This window comes from Methylomonas aurea (genome assembly GCF_024505045.1).
In the GTDB taxonomy this organism is placed as follows: domain Bacteria; phylum Pseudomonadota; class Gammaproteobacteria; order Methylococcales; family Methylomonadaceae; genus Methylomonas; species Methylomonas aurea.
In genome coordinates this window covers 115,316-132,591 of record NZ_JANIBM010000001.1, presented here as the reverse complement: position 1 = coordinate 132,591, position 17,276 = coordinate 115,316, and the positions used below count along the sequence as shown (strand labels likewise).

Below are 17,276 nucleotides of genomic sequence, written 5' to 3'. Positions count from 1 at the left end.
GGCTTATCGCTCTTCTGTTTTGACGGGTTGCGGTTTATAGGAAATCAGCCAATAAGTCAGGCCCAAAGACACGATCACCGCGGCGATCGCGACGATGTAAGCCGGGTCCAGGTCCTTGAAATCCAACATGATCACTTTTCGGGCTACGGCCATTAACGCCGTGGCGATGACCATTTTAATCGGTAGCGTGTCGTGCTTAATGTACAACGTGATGTTGATGAAAATCTCGATCGCGATCAGCACGGCCATGAACGAACCGAAAATCAATAATATGTCCGAGACCGTCAACATCATAAACGGTTCCGCGACCAGGCGTTGATAGATCACATACACCACGTCGGCAACGCCCCATAAAATCACCAGTACCATCAGTACCGCCAGGATGCGGACGGCGAAATGGATCACCGCGTTTAACGCCTTGAGCATGGCATCTTCCGGCACTTGAGGCACTTTGACGTCGTGCGTGTCGTCGCGCACGTTGCGGCTGGCGCCGGGCCGGCTGGCAGCCGGTGGCGGGGCGGACGGTCTAACGGGCGGTTTGGACTCCATCGGTGACTCCTGCTTATTCTCGAAGCGCGGCGTAGGCCATCAGGCCCCAGGCCGCCAGAAACGCCAGGCCGCCCAGCGGCGTGACCATACCCAGCCATTTGATATCGAATATCGCCAGCAAGTATAGACTGCCCGAAAACAGCAGGATGCCCAGCGCCAGCAGCCATCCCGCCCAACGCAGAGCCGCCCTCTCGGGCAACAGCGCCACCAGCCCCAGCGCCAAGCTGTGCCACATCTGGTAATTTACCGCGGTTTTATAGATGTCCAATTGGTAGTCGCTTAGCAGATGTTTCAAGCCGTGGGCGCCGAACGCGCCCAGCGCCACTCCGCAAAAACCGCCGAGGGCGGCCAACAATAAACAAGTCCGGCGCATCATTTCTCCAGCAAACGCGGCATCAGTTGCACCAGGTTGCAAGGCCGGGTACGGTAATCCAATTGATCCTTGATCAGCGCCTCCCAAGCCGTGCGGCAGGCGCCGGACGAACCCGGCACGCAGAATATATAGGTGGCATTGGCAACGCCGGCCAGCGCTCGCGACTGCATCGTCGAACTTTTGATGTCCTGGTAGGACAGCATCCGGAACACTTCGCCGAAACCGTCCAGCACCTTGTCCAGTAACGGCAGCACCGCTTCCGGGGTGCCATCGCGCCCGGTTACCCCGGTGCCGCCGGTGGTGATTACCGCATTTACGCCCGGATCGGCGATCCATTGGCTGACGGCAGCGCGGATCTGGTAAATATCGTCGCGGACGATTTTTTTGTCGGCCAACATATGCCCGGCCGCGAGCAGGCCATCGGCGAGCACGCGGCCGGAAGTATCGTCGGCTTCGCTGCGGGTGTCGGATACGGTCAATACCGCGATATTGATCGGAATGAATTCACGGGATTCGTTCACGGCAAGGGCCTCCAAAATGTCGCTGCCGCATTCTAGTGAATGCGTCGCCGGCCAAGCAAGCGCTGATTAAGCCGCAAGCGGCGATACCGGCCCACTCGATAATGCCGTAAACTCCGGACCAGTATTGTTAAACCGGTGCAGGCCGCCAATGAGCATGCAAAACACGCGTTACGAAAAAGCCGCCAGTCTGGCCGCGTTGGGCCTGTTATTGTTTGCCTGTTACCAGGTGTTGCAGCCGTTTGTGTTCGATTTGCTGTGGGCGGCAATCTTATGTTTCGTCACCTGGCCGCTCTATTCCCGCTTGCGGGAATGGCATTTCAGCGCCAATCGCGCCGCGGCAACCATGGTGCTGCCGATCGGCATCCTGTTGTTGACGCCGTTCGCCACCGCCGGATTCAGCTTCACCGAAGACATCAACCGCCTGCTGCAATGGCTCAACCAAAGTGTGCACACGTGGCCGCCGGCCCCGGAATGGCTGGAGCGGCTGCCATGGATTGGCGAAAAGGCCAAATCGGTTTGGCAAAGCATAGGCGAAGATACCAGCCGGCTGGTGAAACTGGCCCGCCCCTACGCCCTCGGGGCCGGCACCTGGATTTTGCAGCAAGGCATCAAGCTCGGCGGCCAGTTGATGCATATGGGCCTGAGCATTCTGGTGTTGTTTTTTTTCTACCGCGACGGCGAACGGGTTGCCGAACACGTGGTGATTGCGGTTCGGCGCCTGGCCGGCGAACGCAGCCAACGCATTCTGCACATCGTCCGCTCCAGCTTGCGCGCCGTGGTATACGGCATCATCGGTACCGCGCTGGTTCAAGCGTTGGCTTCGATGCTCGGCTTCGTACTTGCCGACGTGCCCTACGCCTTCGTGCTGGGCGTCGTCGCTTTCTTTTTGATGCTGATTCCGGCCGCCGGCACCGTGGTCTGGCTGCCGGTTGCGTTATGGCTGCTGGTGGACGGCGAAACCGGCCGGGCGATTTTTATCGCACTGTGGTTCTTGCTGTTCGTCGGCACGATAGACAATTGGTTGCGGCCGGTCCTGATCAGCCGCGAAGTCGAATTGCCGTTCGTCCTGATCGTATTCGGCATCTTCGGCGGCCTGCTGGCGTTCGGCTTCATCGGCGTATTCATCGGCCCGACCCTGCTGGCGACCAGTTACGCCCTGGTGCTGGATTGGCTGATCAGCAACGAAAACCAGGACCTTAAGGACGCGGGCGGTTAACGCAACTTCCGGCCGGACACGGCAGCGGCAAACGACCCCCCTAGGGAAAATCGGTTAAGGTTTTGCCAACCGCTGCAGCCGTACCTGCAAACCGCCTTTCGGCCGCAGGCTCACCATCATTTCGATCTCCGCCTCGCCCGGATCGAGCAATTCGATATCGTAATGGCGCACGATCAGGCTCAACAGCAACTGGCTCTCCAGCAAGGCGAAATGGTTGCCGATACAAATCCGTTCGCCGGCGCCGAACGGCATGAAGGCAAAGCGGTGGCTGCGGTTGCCGAGAAAGCGCTCCGGATCGAAACGCTCCGAATCGCTCCAGAATTGCGGATGGTGGTGCAGGTTGAAAATATTGAACAACGCCAAGCTTCCGGCTGCGAGCCGGTAGCCTTCGACTTCGGCGTCGCGCTGGATTTTGCGCATGATCACACCGACCGGCGGTCGCAGCCGCAGCGATTCGTTCAGGACCGCCTTGCAGTATTCGAGGCTTTGCAGATCGGCAAACTGCCAGTCTTCCTCGGCCGGCAAAGCCTGCAACTCCCGCCGCAAACGACCGAGCACGTCCGGATGCCGGGCCAACAAATACAAGGTCCAGCTCAGTAAATTCGAAGTAGTCTCATGGCCGGCGCTGAAAATGGTCAACACTTCGTCGCGCAGTTGGCGGTCGCTCATACCGGTCCCGCTGTCCTCGTCGCGCGCCTGCAACAGCATGCCCAGCAAATCGCGGCCGGCCGGCGCCGGATGGGCGCGGCGCTGTTCGATGATGCCGTAAACCACGCCGTCCAGCGTCGCCATGGCCCGGTTGAAGGCGCGATTGCGCGGCGTCGGCACCGATGGCGGCAAGGATAACGGATTCAGCAGCGATGCGGCGGCGTGGCGCAATGCCGTATCCAGCGCCGGAGCGATGGCGTCGATCCGGTCCAGCACGCTGGTGCCGAACATGGTTTGGGTGATGACTTCCAGCGTAAGCCGCATCATTTCGTCGCACAGATTGACTTGGACGCCGTCACCCAAGCGTTGCCAGCGCAGCAGCATTTCGCGGCCGGCGGCGACGATTTGCGGCTGCAACGCGCTCAGGTTGCCGCGTTGAAACACCGGCTGCATCAAACGCCGCTGATTGCGCCACAATTCGCCGCGGCTGGTGACTAAACCCTGACCGAGCACCAATTCCAGGCCCTTGGGTTTTTGCGGATCGTACATTTTGGCGAATGTATCGGCCTGGCGGACCAAGGCTTGTTCCGCCATGCTCGGATGGCTGAACATATAGAATTGCCGGGTTAGTACTCGAAAACCGACCGCATCGCCGTAGTCGCGCCACCAGGCGGATAAGGTCCGAAACGGATCGGCGGCGAGCGGTCTCAAATTGCCGATCAGGAAATCGGCTTTGGCTTGCGGTATGGGTTTGGCGTTGGGCATCGAAATTCGCGAACGGGTCCGGTAGCCGCCGTTGCCATGGGGCAGGTCGGGCGGCAAACGGCGGCACTGTAACGGTTTACCCCGCCGTTACACAAGCCGTTCCGGCCGGACGCCGTTTTACAGCGCCAGCGGCACGATGCCGGCAGCGGCGGTAGCCAACGCCAGTAGCAGCGCCGCCAGCGATTGGCGGCCCAGTCGGGTGGCGCCGGCCAGCAGCGTTTGCAACTCCCGGTTGGCGACCGCCTCGGCCCGGTCGTACAGATCGAACACGCCGTTCAGTGTCTGCGTGGCGTGGGCGAAAAAGCCGGCCGAGTCGATTTCGGGGCGTTCGGTCGCCAACAATTGTTGTTCGATATCGCCGACCAGACTGACGATGCGCTGCTGCACCTCGCCGAAGCTGCGCCGGAACTCGGCACCCGCCATTGCCGACGGCGTCCGGGCGATGCCCGACTCGAGGCGCCCTGCGGCATTACGGATGCGGGTCAGCAAGTAGCCCAGTTTGATGCGTTCGGTGCTGAGGCTGCGGCCGGCGGCGGCGATACCGGTGCCGATCGCCCGGGTTTGGCCGATCGCTTCGGCGGTGTCCGGCAACAAATGCCAGACGATCTCGATAAAACCGAACGGACAGGCGCTATCGCGGTGCAATAGGCTGCGTTCGGCGATGTCGCGTATCAAATCCAATACGGCCGAGATCAGCTGGCAGTGGTTATCGAAGCTCTGCTCGCGGGTACCGTGCAGCACGGTCGGACTCAATTTGCGCCAATGGGATTGAATCGACTCGAATCCGGCGCGATGGGCGGGTAACGCCAGCAAGCGCGCGGCGATTTGTTCCGTTTCGCGGTCGATTTCGGCCTGCAATGCCGAAATTTTATATTTGAAGCTGGCGTCGCCGTTCAGATAGCCGCTGGCCATTCCTCGATGCTGCTGAAGCTTGCCGAGCAGTTGCTTTAGCTCGCGGTTGATGGCGATGCCGGTCTGTTGGCTGGCCAATTGGGCGAGCCGGGTTCGATTGCGGCAGTGCCAGATCGCGGCGAATACGGAACCGACCGAGCCGGCTGCTGCGCATAACAAGACTAAGGTATCGGACATCGAAAAGCCTGCTGTGCGGGTTAATGGGCTACGACTTGCGCCAGTTTCGACAAATGGCGGGCGATCGCCGCCGATTCCTGGGCGGCTTTGCTGTTTTCCTCGACATGCTGGGCGATGCTTTCCACGTTGCGGCCGATCTCCAGACTGACCTGACTTTGCTGTTCGGTGCTGGCGGCGATCATCGACACGTTGTCCAAGGCGCTGTCGGCATGTTCCTTGATGCCGGCCAGCACGCGTTCGACGCTGTAAGCTTTGTCCATGCCCTGTTCGGTGCGTTGCTGCGTGGCGTCGATCGAACGCACGGCGCGATCGATTTGCTCGCGCACCGCCTCGGTGGTGCCGGTGATTTCCTCGGCCGACAGCCGGACCCGTTGTGCCAACGTCCGCACTTCGTCGGCCACGACGGCGAAACCGCGGCCGTATTCGCCGGCCCGCGCCGCCTCGATCGCGGCGTTCAGCGCCAGCAAATTGGTTTGTTCGGAAATGGCCTTGATCATCTCCGAGATTTGCGAGACTTGCTGGGAATGCTGCTCCAGGTTGCGCATCAAACCCGCCAATTCCTCTATTTCCAGGAACAGTTGCTTGATATCGGCAATAAAACTATCGATCGAATGCTGGCCTTGCAGCGACAGTTGTTGCGTGGTCGAAGAAATCTTTTCGGTTTCCCGGCATTGCCCGGCCACGCCGAGAATGCTGGCCGACATTTGCTCGATGGCCGCGGCCATCATCGTCGTGCTTTTGCGTTGCAGGTCGAGCTGGTCGGCAACCTGGCCGGAGCCTTGGTGCAATTGATCGGCGGCGTAGGTCACCTCCTGGATCGAAGCCTGCACCTTGTTCATCCGCCGGCCCAGCTCGCGCACCGTATCGTTAAAACCGACGCCCAGCTCGGCCAACTCGTCGTGGCCGGCGACTTGCAAGCGCACGCCGAAATCGCCGCTCGCGAGTTGGCGCTGTGCCACGAGCAGGCTTTGCAAACCGTTGCGCAATCCGGCGTACACAACGTACAGCGCGATCATGCAGGGTAGTTGACTGGCAGCGACCGCCAACCACAACCCAGGCGACAGGCCGGGGTTGCAGTTGGCGGCCAGGGCCGCACTAACCACTGTCGGTAGCGCGACCAAGCCGGACAGGATCAGGAATTGATAGCGAAGCCGGTAATTGCCGAGAACGGCAGAGAGCAACGAAGCGGGCATGGCGTACTCGTCGAAAGTGGACCTTGGCTTTCTGCCCAGCAAATTTCTCGCCAATCTTATCGAGTCGAAAATACTGCTGGCCTGCGCCAAGTCCTGCACCGATTTGGAACGTTTAGCCGAACTACCGCTCAACTATGCACCATTTGGAGTCGCGGGACCGGGCTCGCCGGTCCTGCTTGGCGGTCAATGCGAAAGCGGCTTCTGGATCGCGGCGGTTTTGTCGCCGAAGCAACGCCGCCACAGCGCCAGCGCCCATTGCTTGCCGTCGTCCAAATAGGTAAACGCCACCGGAATCACCAACAAACTGAGCAAGGTCGAGGTGATCAGACCGCCGATCACGGCGATCGCCATCGGGCTGCGAAACGAGGCATCGGCATCGCCGGTGCCCAGCGCAATCGGCAACATCCCGGCGCCCATCGCGATGGTGGTCATCACGATCGGCCGCGCCCGTTTGCGGCAGGCGTCGAGCAAGGCATCGAAGCGGCTCATGCCGTGGTCGCGACGAGCGACAATGGCGTATTCGACCAGCAGAATCGAGTTTTTGGTGGCGATGCCCATCAACATTACCAAACCGATCAACGACGGCATCGAGAAGGCCTTGCCGGTCAACAGCAAGGCCACGAAACCGCCGCCGAACGATAACGGCAGCGCGGCCAGGATCGTGATCGGCTGGATGAAGTCCTTGAACAGCAGAATCAAGACCACCAGGATGCAGAGCAAGCCGGTCAGCATCGCCAAACCGAAGCTGGAAAACAGCTCTTCCATCATCTCGGCGTCGCCGATGCTGATGCGTTTGACGCCCGCCGGCAGATTGCGGATGCTGGGCAGATTGGCGACCGCGGCGGTGACTTCCCCGAGCGGCTGGCCGGACAGCTCGATCTCGAAATTGACGTTGCGCGAGCGGTCGTAACGGTCGATCACGGCCGGGCCGCTGGACAGTTCCAGCTTCGCCACCTGGCCGACCAAGACCGTGCCGCTGCCGCTTTTCGCCGACGGCACCGCCAACCGTTCCAGCACCGCCAGATCGCGGCGGCCTGCGGCAGCCAGTTTTACCACCATCGGCACCTGGCGCTGGGCCAGATTCAGTTTCGACAGCGACCAGTCGTAATCGCCGACCGTGGCTATGCGCAGCGTCTCGGCCAACGCGGAGGTGGTCACTCCTAAGTCGGCGGCTCGGGCAAAATCGGGGCGCACCGCAATCTCCGGTCTTACCAAAGCGGCGCTGGAGGCGATACTGCCCAGGCCGGGGATCGTCCGCAGATCGCGCTCGACGGCGCGGGCGGCGCTAGCCAGAGTTTGTGGATCGTCGCCGCTCAACACCAACACGTATTTCTCGCCGGATGCACCCAAGCCTACTTTGGTGCGCACGCCGGGCAGCTTTTCCAGAGCCTGGCGAATCTGCTGTTCGATCACCTGCTTGCGCACCGGCCGGTCGCGACGGCTGGCCAGCGTGACGGTCAGCGTGGCTTTACGCACTTCGCCGGCACCCTGAGCTCCGGCCATCGGGTCGCTGCCGGCCGAGCCGGCACCTATCGTGGTGTACACGGTTTTCACGTATTGGATGTCGGCCACCAAACCTCGCGCGGCTTCCGCCACGGTTTGGGTCTGGTTCAAACTGGCGCCCGGCGGCAATTCGACGAAAACTTGGGTTTGCGGATTGTCGTCGGCCGGAATGAAGCCGGTCGGCAGCAGCGGAATCAACAGCAACGAGCCGAAGAAGAACGCCGCCGCGCCGGCCATGGTAAGCAGGCGATGCCTCAGGCACCAGGCAGCCGCCCGGATGTACCAGCGCATTAGCGGCCCTTCGGCGCTATCCCGGTGGCCGGTACTTTGCAACAGATAGGCCGACATCATCGGCGTCAGCATCCGCGCCACCACCAGCGACGCCAACACGGCCAGCGCCGCGGTCCAGCCGAACTGTTTGAAAAAACGGCCGGCCACGCCGCTCATGAACGCGGTCGGCAAAAACACCGCGACCAAGGCAAAGGTGGTGGCGACCACGGCCAAGCCGATCTCGTCGGCCGCCTCCATCGCCGCCTGGTACGGCGTCTTGCCCATTCGCAGATGGCGGACGATGTTTTCCACCTCGACGATGGCGTCGTCGACCAGGATGCCGATCACCAGTGACAAGGCCAGTAAAGTGATCACGTTCAACGAAAACCCGAACAGGTCCATACCGATGAAGGCCGGCACCACCGACAGCGGTAAAGCCACCGCTGAGACGAAGGTGGCGCGCCAGTCGCGCAAAAACAGCCAGACCACCAGTACGGCCAGCAAACTGCCTTCGTACAGCATCGCCATCGATCCCTGGAATTCCTCGGCGACCGGGTCGACGAAATTGAAGGCCTCGGTGAATTCGATGTCCGGATTGGCGGCCAGCAATTCGTCCAGCGCCTTCTTCACACCGGCGCCGACCTCGACTTCGCCGGCACCGCGACTGCGGGTGACCTCGAAACCGACCACCGGCTTGCCGTCCAGAAACGCCGCCGCACGCGGCTCGGCTACCGCATCGTCAACCTGGGCCACCTGGTCCAGGCGGATGCGGCGGCCGTCCGGCAGCGACAATTCTAGCGGCCTTAATTCGTCAACCGACAATACGTTGGCCAAGGTACGTACCGGTTGCTCGCCGCTACCCAGATCGGTACGGCCGCCGGCGCTTTCGCGTTGCATCGATCGTAACTGGCGGGAAATGTCGGCCGCCGTCGCGCCCAAGGCTTGCAGTTTGACCGGGTCGAGCGCAATCGTCACTTCCCGGCTGACGCCGCCGACCCGGGTTACCGCGCCGACGCCGTTTACCGCCAACAAGCGTTTGGCGACGGTGTCCTCGACAAACCAGGACAAGGCTTCGTCGTCGCGCTGCTCGGAGCGCACGGTAAAGGCCAGAATCGGCGAGCCGGCCAGATCCAGTTTATTGATGATCGGGTCGCGCAGATCGCTGGGTAGGTCGGTGCGCACCTTGGTCACCGCCGAACGCACGTCGTCGACCGCTTCCTGCACCGGTTTTTCCAGGCGAAATTGGGCGGTAATGGTCGCGCTACCGTCCTGCACCTTGGTGATGATGTGTTTCAAGCCCTGCAACGTGGCGATGGCATTTTCGATTTTCCGCGCCACTTCGGTTTCCAACTGCGCCGGCGAAGCGCCGGGTAGCGTCGCCGTGACCGTGACGGTGGGCAAATCCAGATCCGGGAAGTTCTGGATTTTCATGGTTCGGAAACTGTGCATGCCGCCGAAAGACAGCAGCACGAACAGCATCAGCGCCGGGATCGGGTTACGGATGCACCAGGCCGAGACGTTCATGGTGCCACCACTCTGACGCTGTCGCCGTCGGCCAGGAAGGATGCGCCCCTGGCCACCAGGCGATCGTCGGGACTGAGGCCGGCCAGGACTTCCAGCGCGTCGCCGGCGCGGCGGCCGAGCTGGACCTTGACTTGCTCGACCTTGGCCCGGTCGCCGGTTTGCTCTGTCAGGCGAAACACGTAGCTGAAGCCTTCGCGCAGCGACAGCGCTTCTTGCGGTACGGTCAAGCCGGCGCTGGACCCGAGATGAAAGTCGCCGCGGCCGAACATGCCGGCGCGCAAGCCGTTTTGCGCCGCGTTGGGCAAGTCGACGTAAACCAGACCATTGCGGCTTTGCACGTCCAGTGTCGGCCCCAGGAAACGCACGCTGCCCCGAATCCGACCAACATTCGGTACGTCCACCGTCACTTCGACGCCGGGCCGCAACTGCGTCATTTCGGCGGCGGTCACTTCGCCGCGCCACTCCAGCCGGTTCTGCCGAATCAAGCGAAACAATTCCTGACCCTTGGCCGCAACGGCACCCAGAGTGGCGTTGCGCGCCGAGATTACGCCGTCATCGCTGGCTAGCACCTTGGTATATTTCAATCGCAACAGTTGCGCGTCCAATTGTGCCCGAGCCGATTGCAACTTGGCTTCGGCGGTTTTGGCTCCGGTCAGATATTGGTCGACTTGCTGCACGCTCAGCGCGCCTTTTTCCAGCACTTTGCGCGCGCGTTCGGCGTTGGCCCGCGCTTCCGCCAAATTGGCTTCGGCCTCGGCGACGACGCCTCGACTCTGAGCAATGTCGGCCAACACGCTTTCATCGGAAAAAGTCGCCAGCACTTGGCCTTTTTTGACTGTTTCCCCTACCTGAACATTGACCGCGCTGAGGCGTAAATCGCCGATTTCGGCACCGATCACGGCTTCCTGCCAGGCTGCGATCGAGCCGTTGGCGGTAAGCACGATCGGCATGTCCAGCAACTGCGGCTGCACCGTCGTCACGCTGAGCGCAGGATTGGCGGCCGGCGGCGGTGAAGCGGGCGTGGCGTCTTTATTGCCGCCGATCGCCAGACCGAGACCGACGAGCGACAACAGGGCGAGAGCCGGGGCTATGATTTTTCCGTGGGTCATGGTTTTTCCTCCGGTGAAAGAAACCTGCAGATGCAAAAGCTGAATTTAGCGCGACGCTAACTCGGCGAGTCGCGTGCGCCGCGCGGCTTCGCCGTTGATCATTGACACGGCGTAGCCGGCCAAGCGTTCCGCCAGGGTATCGACTGCTGCCGGGGTGTTCAGCAGCGGCGGCGACACCACGGCGATGATGTCCTGTCCGATGTAGAAATGCACGGCCATACCGGTGATCGAAAACGCCAACCGGTGCAGATCGTCATCCGCTCGGTCCAGGCCCAGATGCGCTTGCAGCAATGCCACCAAGCCGTCGTGTTGGGGTTTGATCTCGGCGTCGATTTCCTGTTGCCAGGCGCCGGTCGGTTCGATCATTTCCCGGAAATGCAGCTTCATGACCAATCCCAGTTCTTCGCCCTTTTTCAACGGTTCCAGAAATTCGGCGAAGAACCGGTGCAGCACTTCCGGCAACGGTAAATCGGCATAGGCCGCGATGTTCGTGCCGCACGCCGATTCGCCCATCGGTTCGGTGAATGCGGCGCGGTACAGCCCGGCTTTGTCGCCGAAGTAGTAACGGATCGCGGAAATGTTGACGCCGGCGGCCTCGCAGATTTCGCGGGTGGATGCGCCTTCGTAGCCTTTCTCGGCAAACAGCCGCAAGCCGGCGCTGACCAGTCGGCTGCGGGCATCGTGGGTTTCGGTTTCGGCGTGGAGGTCTTTAGCCATATTGCTCCAGAAAATACCTCAGAATTAAATCAATCGATTGATTGGCACGTTATCAATCAAACGATTGATTGTCAAACGCCGGCATCGTAACGCTCAAAGATCGCAATAAAAAAGCCGCCGCCGAGGCGGGGTCAAATTACAAGTCAGCAGCAAATCGCTGGTTTAAGAGCAGGTTTTACTTAGGATTAGTCGAAACGGTGGAGCCTAATCTGTGTTCTGAGTGTAGTTAGCGTGATGAAACAGCCTATGAGCCTATCGGCAAAAATCTGCGGCCGAGTATGGCCGCAACCCACGGCCCATAACTCTCGGTCAAACGGCTGCCGGCCGGCGGCTGCCAGATACGTTCGCCCGCGGAAACCGTCTGGAATCCAGGAAACTGCTAACGGCGAGAAGTTGGCCGGTTATAGATATGCCAGCACCAGTCCGGCAAACACGGCCAAGCCGAACCAGTTGTTGTTCAAAAACGCCTTGAAGCAATTGGGCTTGTCGAAATGAAAAATCAAGGTTTGCTGGTAAACCGCAAAGCCGGCCGCAACCAGTAATCCAGAGTAGTAGGGCCAGGCTAATTGTTGCGCCGTACCGATCCAGACCAGCAAGCCCAGTATGATGACTTGCAGACCGCCGGTGATTTCCCGCACCCGGCTGCCGAATAAAATTGCCGTGGATTTGACGCCGATTTTCAAGTCGTCGTCGATGTCGACCATCGCATACATCGTGTCGTACACCAGCGCCCACAGCAAAACGGCCAGATACAAAACCCAGCCCACCAGCGGAATGCTGTTGGTTTGGGCGGCAAATGCCATCGGTACCGCGAAGCCGAATGCCGCGCCCAGATAGGCTTGCGGCAAATGGGTATAGCGTTTCATGAACGGATAGCTGGCCGCCAGAAAGGCGCCGACGAAGGACAAGGCTATCGTGTACCAGTTCATCAGCAACACTAAGCCGAACGCGGCCAGGCACAGTGCCGCAAATACCAGCAAAGCTTCCTTGGGGGTGACGCGGCCGGCGGCGATCGGCCGCTGCTTGCAGCGGTCGACATGCGGGTCGAAATCGCGGTCGGCGTAATCGTTGATCACGCAGCCGGCCGCGCGCATCAAAACCACGCCGGCAACGAACACAACCAACACCAAGCCGTCCGGTCTGCCGTCGCCGGCAATCCATAGCGCCCATAAGGTGGGCCACAACAAAATGAAAATGCCTATGGGCTTGTCGAAGCGGGCTAGAAGCCAGTATTGGCGAAGGCGCTCGGTAATTTTATTCATCGCTGGGCAAGAGGTAGGAAGTTACAAGGGCGGTTGCGGGCCATGGCCGGGCATTCTAATCCAAAACCGGCGGTTTTAGCCGAGTTGTCGACTAGTCTAACCGCAGCCGAATTCACGCCGGAATTTGCGGCGGCCAGCCCGTCGCCAGCAAGCTTTGTCGGGTATCGGCGGCCCGGCGCCCTTCCGCCCTGCGTAACGATTTCGGATATAATCGGGGCATTTTTACCAATCGAGTGGCTCTCAACGTGTCGACTAGCAAAAACGATGTCTCAACTTTTCAGGGCCTGATTCTGACTCTGCAGGAATACTGGTCGAATCAGGGGTGTGTGTTGTTGCAGCCTTTGGACCAGGAAGTCGGCGCCGGCACCTTCCATCCGGCCACGTTTTTGCGCGCGATCGGTCCGGAACCGTGGAACTCGGCATACGTGCAGCCTTCGCGCCGGCCGACAGATGGTCGCTACGGCGAAAATCCGAACCGTTTGCAGCACTACTACCAATTTCAGGTGATCATGAAGCCGTCGCCGGACAACATCCAGGAGCTTTACCTGGGATCGTTGCGCCATTTGGGGCTGGATTTGTTGGAACACGACATCCGCTTCGTCGAGGACAATTGGGAGTCGCCGACCCTGGGCGCCTGGGGCTTGGGCTGGGAAGTGTGGCTGAACGGTATGGAAGTGACGCAATTTACCTATTTCCAACAAGTCGGCGGTTTGGAATGCCGGCCGGTGACCGGCGAGATTACCTACGGCCTGGAGCGGATCGCGATGTACCTGCAGGGTGTGGAATCGGTGTTCGATCTGGTCTGGACCCAAGGCCCGCAGGGCGTCGTCACTTACGGCGACGTGTTCCACCAGAACGAAGTGGAAATGTCGGAGTTCAACTTCGACCTGGCTAACGTCGATTTCCTGTTCAACTGCTTCGACACCTACGAACGCGAATGCCTGATGTTGCTGGAAAAAAACCTGCCGCTGCCCGCCTACGAAATGGTGTTGAAAGCCTCGCACTCGTTTAACCTGCTCGACGCCCGCCACGCCATCTCGGTCACCGAGCGCCAACGCTACATACTCAGGGTCCGCAATATGGCCAAATCGGTCGCCGAAGCTTATTACAATCGCCGGGAAGCGCTGGGCTTTCCGATTCTGGCCAGACAAGGAGCGTAATCATGACTGCGACCAATCATTTTCTGTTCGAATTGGGCTGCGAGGAATTACCGCCGAAGTCTCTGAAACGCCTGAGCCAGGCCTTGCTGGACAACATAGTGGCCGGTTTACAGGATGCCGGGCTGAGTTACCACCAGGCCCGTGCCTATGCCACCCCGCGCCGATTGGCAGTCCTGATCGACGATCTGCAAACCTTCCAGGCCGACAAGGTGGTCGAGAAACGCGGCCCGGCGCTGCAAGCGGCTTACGGGGCCGACGGTGCGCCGAGCAAGGCGGCCTTGGGCTTCGCGGCCAGTTGCGGTGCCAGTTTCGAGCAATTGGAAAAACTGGAAACCGACAAAGGGTCCTGGCTGATCTTCAAACAAGCCGTGAACGGCCAGGCCACCGCCGAGTTATTGCCGGACATCATCCGCAAGGCTTTGGTTAATCTGCCGATTGCCAAGCGCATGCGCTGGGGCAGTTTCGACGCCGAGTTCGCCCGACCGGTACATTGGGCGGTGCTGTTGTTCGGCAGCGAAATCATCGTCACCGACATCCTCGGCCGCACTACCGGCCGGATCACGCGCGGCCACCGTTTTCACGCGCCGCAGGATTTGAGCATTCGCGACCCGCACGAGTATCTGGGGGTTTTAAGGCTGCAGGGCAAGGTGCTGGCCGATTTCGAGGAACGGATGGCGGTGATTCGCGATGCGGCGAACCAGGCGGCGGAAAAAGTCGGCGGCGTCGCCCATATCGAGGCGGACCTGCTGGAAGAGGTTGCTGCGCTGAACGAATGGCCGGTGCCGGTGGTCGGCAATTTTGACTCTCGTTTTCTGGAATTGCCGCAGGAAGTATTGATCACGACCATGCAGGCCAACCAGAAATACTTCCCGGTGAAAAATGCGCAAGGCGGTTTGCTGCCGCATTTCATTACCTTCGCCAATATCGAAAGTTCGCGGCCGGATTCGATTCGGGCCGGCAACGAGCGGGTGGTGTTGCCGCGCTTGGTCGATGCCGAATTTTTCTGGAAGCAGGATAGAAAACAGTCGTTGGCCGAACGGGTGGAAAGCCTGAAAACCATCGTATTCCAGAAAGATCTGGGTACCTTGTTCGACAAAACCGAACGTGTCGCCAGCCTGGCCGGCCTGATTGCCGAACAACTCGGGGCCGACTCGAGCCTGGCCAAGCGCGCAGCGTTACTGGCGAAAACCGATCTGATCACTAGCATGGTCGGCGAATTCGCCAATCTGCAAGGCACGATGGGGCGTTATTATGCCGCGGCCGACGGCGAAGATTTGGCGGTGGCCAACGCGCTGGAAGAACAGTATTTCCCGAAACAATCCGGCGGCGAAATTCCGCAAGCACCGGTCAGTATCGCGCTGGCTTTGGCGGAAAAAATCGACACGCTGGCCGGCATTTTCAGCGTCGGCCTGATTCCGACCGGCGATAAGGATCCGTATGCCTTACGCCGTGCCGCGATAGGTATCTTGCGGATACTGGTCGAAAACGGTTTGGCCTTGGACGTTGCGGAATTGCTGGATGCGGCGCTGGCGCAATTCAGCCACGCCTTCGACAAGGCCGAAATCCGGCAGAAGCTGGTCGGCTTTATTTTCGACCGCCTGAAAGGCTTTTGCCTGGACCAGGGCTTCTCTAGCGACGAATTCGAGGCGGTATTGGCGGTTAATCCGACCCGGCCGTTCGATTTTTGGCAACGCATTCGCGCCGTACAAAATTTCCGCGCCCTGCCTGAAGCGGAAAGTTTGGCGGCCGCCAACAAACGGATCGGCAATATCCTGAAAAAGTCCGAGCAGGCGCCGGCCGAGCAGATCGGGACATTGGTCGAAGCTGCGGAGAAAAATCTGCTTACCGCCGCCGAACAGTCGGAGGCCGATATCGGGCCGTTATTGGCGGAACATAATTATGCGCTGGCGCTGAGCCGTTTGGCGCAGTTGCGCGACAGCGTCGACGCTTTTTTCGACAACGTGATGGTCAATAGCGACGATCCGGCGCTGCGTGGCAGCCGCTTGGCGCTGCTGGCCAAATTGTCCAACCAATTCTTGCGAATCGCCGACATTTCCAAGCTGCAATCGTGAGCGGGCGTTATGTGATACTGGACCGGGACGGCACCATCAACGTCGATTCCGACGAGTTCATCAAATCAGCCGCTGAATGGCTGCCCTTGCCCGGCAGCCTGGAAGCCATAGCCATGCTGAACCGCCATGGCTTTCGCGTGGCGGTGATCAGCAACCAGTCCGGCCTCGCCAGAGGCTTGTTCGATTTGGCAGCGCTGGACGCAATCCACGCCAAAATGTTGCAACTTGCTACCGCCGCCGGCGGCGAAATCGAGGCTATCTATTTCTGTCCGCACGGTCCCGGCGACGATTGCGACTGCCGTAAACCCAAAGCCGGCTTGTTTCGCCGATTGGCGCAAGACAAGCAAATCGATTTAAGCGCAACTTTTGCCGTCGGCGATGCGTTGCGCGACATTCAGGCCGCCCGGGCGGCCGGCGCCAGACCGGTGTTGGTCAAGACCGGCAAAGGCTGGCAAACCCTTAACGACAACCCACAACTAGACGTTCCCGTTTTCGACAATCTTTATGACGCAGCCGCATATATCGTCTCGGAAAGCCGACTTTAGAGTTTATTTAGGCTCTACCTTACTATTTATTTACATCGTGATTTCGACGCTGATCGTCGGGGTGGCGATACTAGGCGGGTATTTCCTGCCGTTTCAGTGGCGCTACAAATTCGCCGATATCTGGATCGACTGCCTGCTTTATATGTTGAAGCTGTGCTGCGGACTGAGTTACGAAGTGGAGGGCTTGGAGCACATTCCGCAAGACCGAGCGGCCATCGTGCTGAGTAAACACCAATCGGCCTGGGAGACGGTGGCATTGAGGCAGTTCATTCGGCCGCAAACCGCGGTATTGAAAAAATCCCTGTTGCAGATTCCGTTCGGCGGCTGGGCTTTGGCAACGTTAAAGCCGATTGCCATCGACCGGCAGAACCAAAAAGAGGCGCTGAAAATGTTGATCGATCAGGGGATCGAACGCTTACAGGAGGGCTTGTTCGTCGTGGTGTTTCCGGAAGGCACCAGAGTTGCGCCAGGCGCGCATAAAAAATTTAATGCCGGCGGCGCTATGCTGGCCCAAAAATCGGGGTTTCCGGTGATTCCATTGGCCCATAACGCCGGTGAATTTTGGCCGCGTAACAGCTTTTTGAAATATCCCGGTGTGATTAAAGTGAAAATCGGTCCGCCGATCAGCTCGGCCGATAAAAAGTCGAAAGATATTAATGCCGAAGCGGAGGCGTGGATTACGCAGGCCATGGCTAAAATCGAAGCGGAAAAACATTGAGATATTTTTTTGCCGGACACAAAAAAGGCCCGGATTCAACGG

The 17,276-nt window shown here is 59.8% G+C and carries 15 protein-coding genes; 5 read left to right on the top strand and 10 right to left on the bottom strand.

All coding sequences use genetic code 11. The features are described from left to right. Window positions 1–3 precede the first annotated feature (3 nt). The 3 genes from NP603_RS00565 to moaB are packed head-to-tail and all read right to left on the bottom strand — an operon-like array spanning window position 4 to window position 1,443. Entirely contained in the window at window positions 4–549 is a 546-nt protein-coding gene (locus NP603_RS00565; protein WP_256608968.1) for a phosphate-starvation-inducible PsiE family protein, read from the bottom strand. Window positions 550–562: 13 nt separating this feature from the next. Further along, on the bottom strand, window positions 563–922 hold the full coding sequence (locus tag NP603_RS00560; protein ID WP_256608967.1) for a DUF423 domain-containing protein: 360 nt from the start codon (window positions 920–922) through the stop codon (window positions 563–565). After that, window positions 922–1,443 carry a molybdenum cofactor biosynthesis protein B gene (moaB, locus tag NP603_RS00555; RefSeq protein WP_256608966.1) on the bottom strand — a complete coding sequence of 174 codons (522 nt, stop codon included), beginning with the start codon at window positions 1,441–1,443 and terminating at the stop codon, window positions 922–924. The genes NP603_RS00560 and moaB overlap by 1 nt, the downstream gene beginning before the upstream one ends. A 148-nt stretch (window positions 1,444–1,591) precedes the next feature. Here moaB and NP603_RS00550 point away from each other — a divergent pair, with 148 nt between their 5' ends. Then, window positions 1,592–2,659, top strand: coding sequence for an AI-2E family transporter (locus NP603_RS00550; protein WP_256608965.1), 1,068 nt, complete (start codon window positions 1,592–1,594; stop codon window positions 2,657–2,659). Between the two features lie 54 nt (window positions 2,660–2,713). Here NP603_RS00550 and NP603_RS00545 read toward each other — a convergent pair whose 3' ends face one another. The 7 genes from NP603_RS00545 to ubiA all read right to left on the bottom strand — a co-directional run bounded on the left by NP603_RS00545 (window position 2,714) and on the right by ubiA (window position 12,739). Further along, window positions 2,714–4,072, bottom strand: a complete 1,359-nt coding sequence (locus tag NP603_RS00545; protein WP_256608964.1) for a cytochrome P450 — start codon at window positions 4,070–4,072, stop codon at window positions 2,714–2,716. Between the two features lie 117 nt (window positions 4,073–4,189). Next, window positions 4,190–5,161: a nitrate- and nitrite sensing domain-containing protein gene (locus tag NP603_RS00540; protein WP_256608963.1), complete on the bottom strand. Its 972-nt coding sequence runs from the start codon at window positions 5,159–5,161 to the stop codon at window positions 4,190–4,192. 20 nt (window positions 5,162–5,181) lie between these two features. Next, a complete protein-coding gene (locus tag NP603_RS00535) occupies window positions 5,182–6,354 on the bottom strand; it encodes a methyl-accepting chemotaxis protein (protein ID WP_256608962.1) in 1,173 nt (390 codons plus the stop codon). Between the two features lie 183 nt (window positions 6,355–6,537). After that, window positions 6,538–9,651, bottom strand: coding sequence for an efflux RND transporter permease subunit (locus NP603_RS00530; protein WP_256608961.1), 3,114 nt, complete (start codon window positions 9,649–9,651; stop codon window positions 6,538–6,540). After that, window positions 9,648–10,760, bottom strand: coding sequence for an efflux RND transporter periplasmic adaptor subunit (locus tag NP603_RS00525; RefSeq protein ID WP_256608960.1), 1,113 nt, complete (start codon window positions 10,758–10,760; stop codon window positions 9,648–9,650). The genes NP603_RS00530 and NP603_RS00525 overlap by 4 nt, the downstream gene beginning before the upstream one ends. Window positions 10,761–10,805: 45 nt before the next feature. Next, complete coding sequence (locus NP603_RS00520) at window positions 10,806–11,477, bottom strand: CerR family C-terminal domain-containing protein (RefSeq protein WP_256608959.1); 672 nt, start codon at window positions 11,475–11,477, stop codon at window positions 10,806–10,808. Between the two features lie 401 nt (window positions 11,478–11,878). Then, entirely contained in the window at window positions 11,879–12,739 is an 861-nt protein-coding gene (gene ubiA, locus NP603_RS00515) for a 4-hydroxybenzoate octaprenyltransferase (protein WP_256608958.1), read from the bottom strand. Between the two features lie 245 nt (window positions 12,740–12,984). Here ubiA and glyQ point away from each other — a divergent pair, with 245 nt between their 5' ends. The 4 genes from glyQ to NP603_RS00495 are packed head-to-tail and all read left to right on the top strand — an operon-like array spanning window position 12,985 to window position 17,234. Next, window positions 12,985–13,899: a glycine--tRNA ligase subunit alpha gene (gene glyQ, locus NP603_RS00510; RefSeq protein WP_064023322.1), complete on the top strand. Its 915-nt coding sequence runs from the start codon at window positions 12,985–12,987 to the stop codon at window positions 13,897–13,899. A 2-nt stretch (window positions 13,900–13,901) separates the two neighbouring features. Then, the gene (gene glyS / locus NP603_RS00505) at window positions 13,902–15,971 is read left to right on the top strand and encodes a glycine--tRNA ligase subunit beta (RefSeq protein WP_256608957.1); all 2,070 of its coding nucleotides are present in this window, start codon (window positions 13,902–13,904) and stop codon (window positions 15,969–15,971) included. After that, the gene (gmhB, locus tag NP603_RS00500) at window positions 15,968–16,516 is read left to right on the top strand and encodes a D-glycero-beta-D-manno-heptose 1,7-bisphosphate 7-phosphatase (RefSeq protein WP_256608956.1); all 549 of its coding nucleotides are present in this window, start codon (window positions 15,968–15,970) and stop codon (window positions 16,514–16,516) included. Before glyS ends, gmhB begins: the two co-directional genes overlap by 4 nt. Next, window positions 16,476–17,234, top strand: coding sequence for a lysophospholipid acyltransferase family protein (locus NP603_RS00495; protein ID WP_256608955.1), 759 nt, complete (start codon window positions 16,476–16,478; stop codon window positions 17,232–17,234). Before gmhB ends, NP603_RS00495 begins: the two co-directional genes overlap by 41 nt. Window positions 17,235–17,276: the final 42 nt, after the last annotated feature.

Excerpts from the sequence above, each read along its gene's own strand:
- NP603_RS00540 (WP_256608963.1), bottom strand. The coding sequence starts at position 5,161 with ATGTCCGATACCTTAGTCTTGTTATGCGCAGCAGCCGGCTCGGTCGGT.
- NP603_RS00550 (WP_256608965.1), top strand. The coding sequence starts at position 1,592 with ATGAGCATGCAAAACACGCGTTACGAAAAAGCCGCCAGTCTGGCCGCG.
- NP603_RS00495 (WP_256608955.1), top strand. The coding sequence starts at position 16,476 with ATGACGCAGCCGCATATATCGTCTCGGAAAGCCGACTTTAGAGTTTAT.
- ubiA (WP_256608958.1), bottom strand. The coding sequence starts at position 12,739 with ATGAATAAAATTACCGAGCGCCTTCGCCAATACTGGCTTCTAGCCCGC.
- NP603_RS00525 (WP_256608960.1), bottom strand. The coding sequence starts at position 10,760 with ATGACCCACGGAAAAATCATAGCCCCGGCTCTCGCCCTGTTGTCGCTC.
- glyS (WP_256608957.1), top strand. The coding sequence starts at position 13,902 with ATGACTGCGACCAATCATTTTCTGTTCGAATTGGGCTGCGAGGAATTA.
- NP603_RS00535 (WP_256608962.1), bottom strand. The coding sequence starts at position 6,354 with ATGCCCGCTTCGTTGCTCTCTGCCGTTCTCGGCAATTACCGGCTTCGC.
- NP603_RS00545 (WP_256608964.1), bottom strand. The coding sequence starts at position 4,072 with ATGCCCAACGCCAAACCCATACCGCAAGCCAAAGCCGATTTCCTGATC.
- NP603_RS00520 (WP_256608959.1), bottom strand. The coding sequence starts at position 11,477 with ATGGCTAAAGACCTCCACGCCGAAACCGAAACCCACGATGCCCGCAGC.
- NP603_RS00530 (WP_256608961.1), bottom strand. The coding sequence starts at position 9,651 with ATGAACGTCTCGGCCTGGTGCATCCGTAACCCGATCCCGGCGCTGATG.
- NP603_RS00560 (WP_256608967.1), bottom strand. The coding sequence starts at position 922 with ATGCGCCGGACTTGTTTATTGTTGGCCGCCCTCGGCGGTTTTTGCGGA.
- NP603_RS00565 (WP_256608968.1), bottom strand. The coding sequence starts at position 549 with ATGGAGTCCAAACCGCCCGTTAGACCGTCCGCCCCGCCACCGGCTGCC.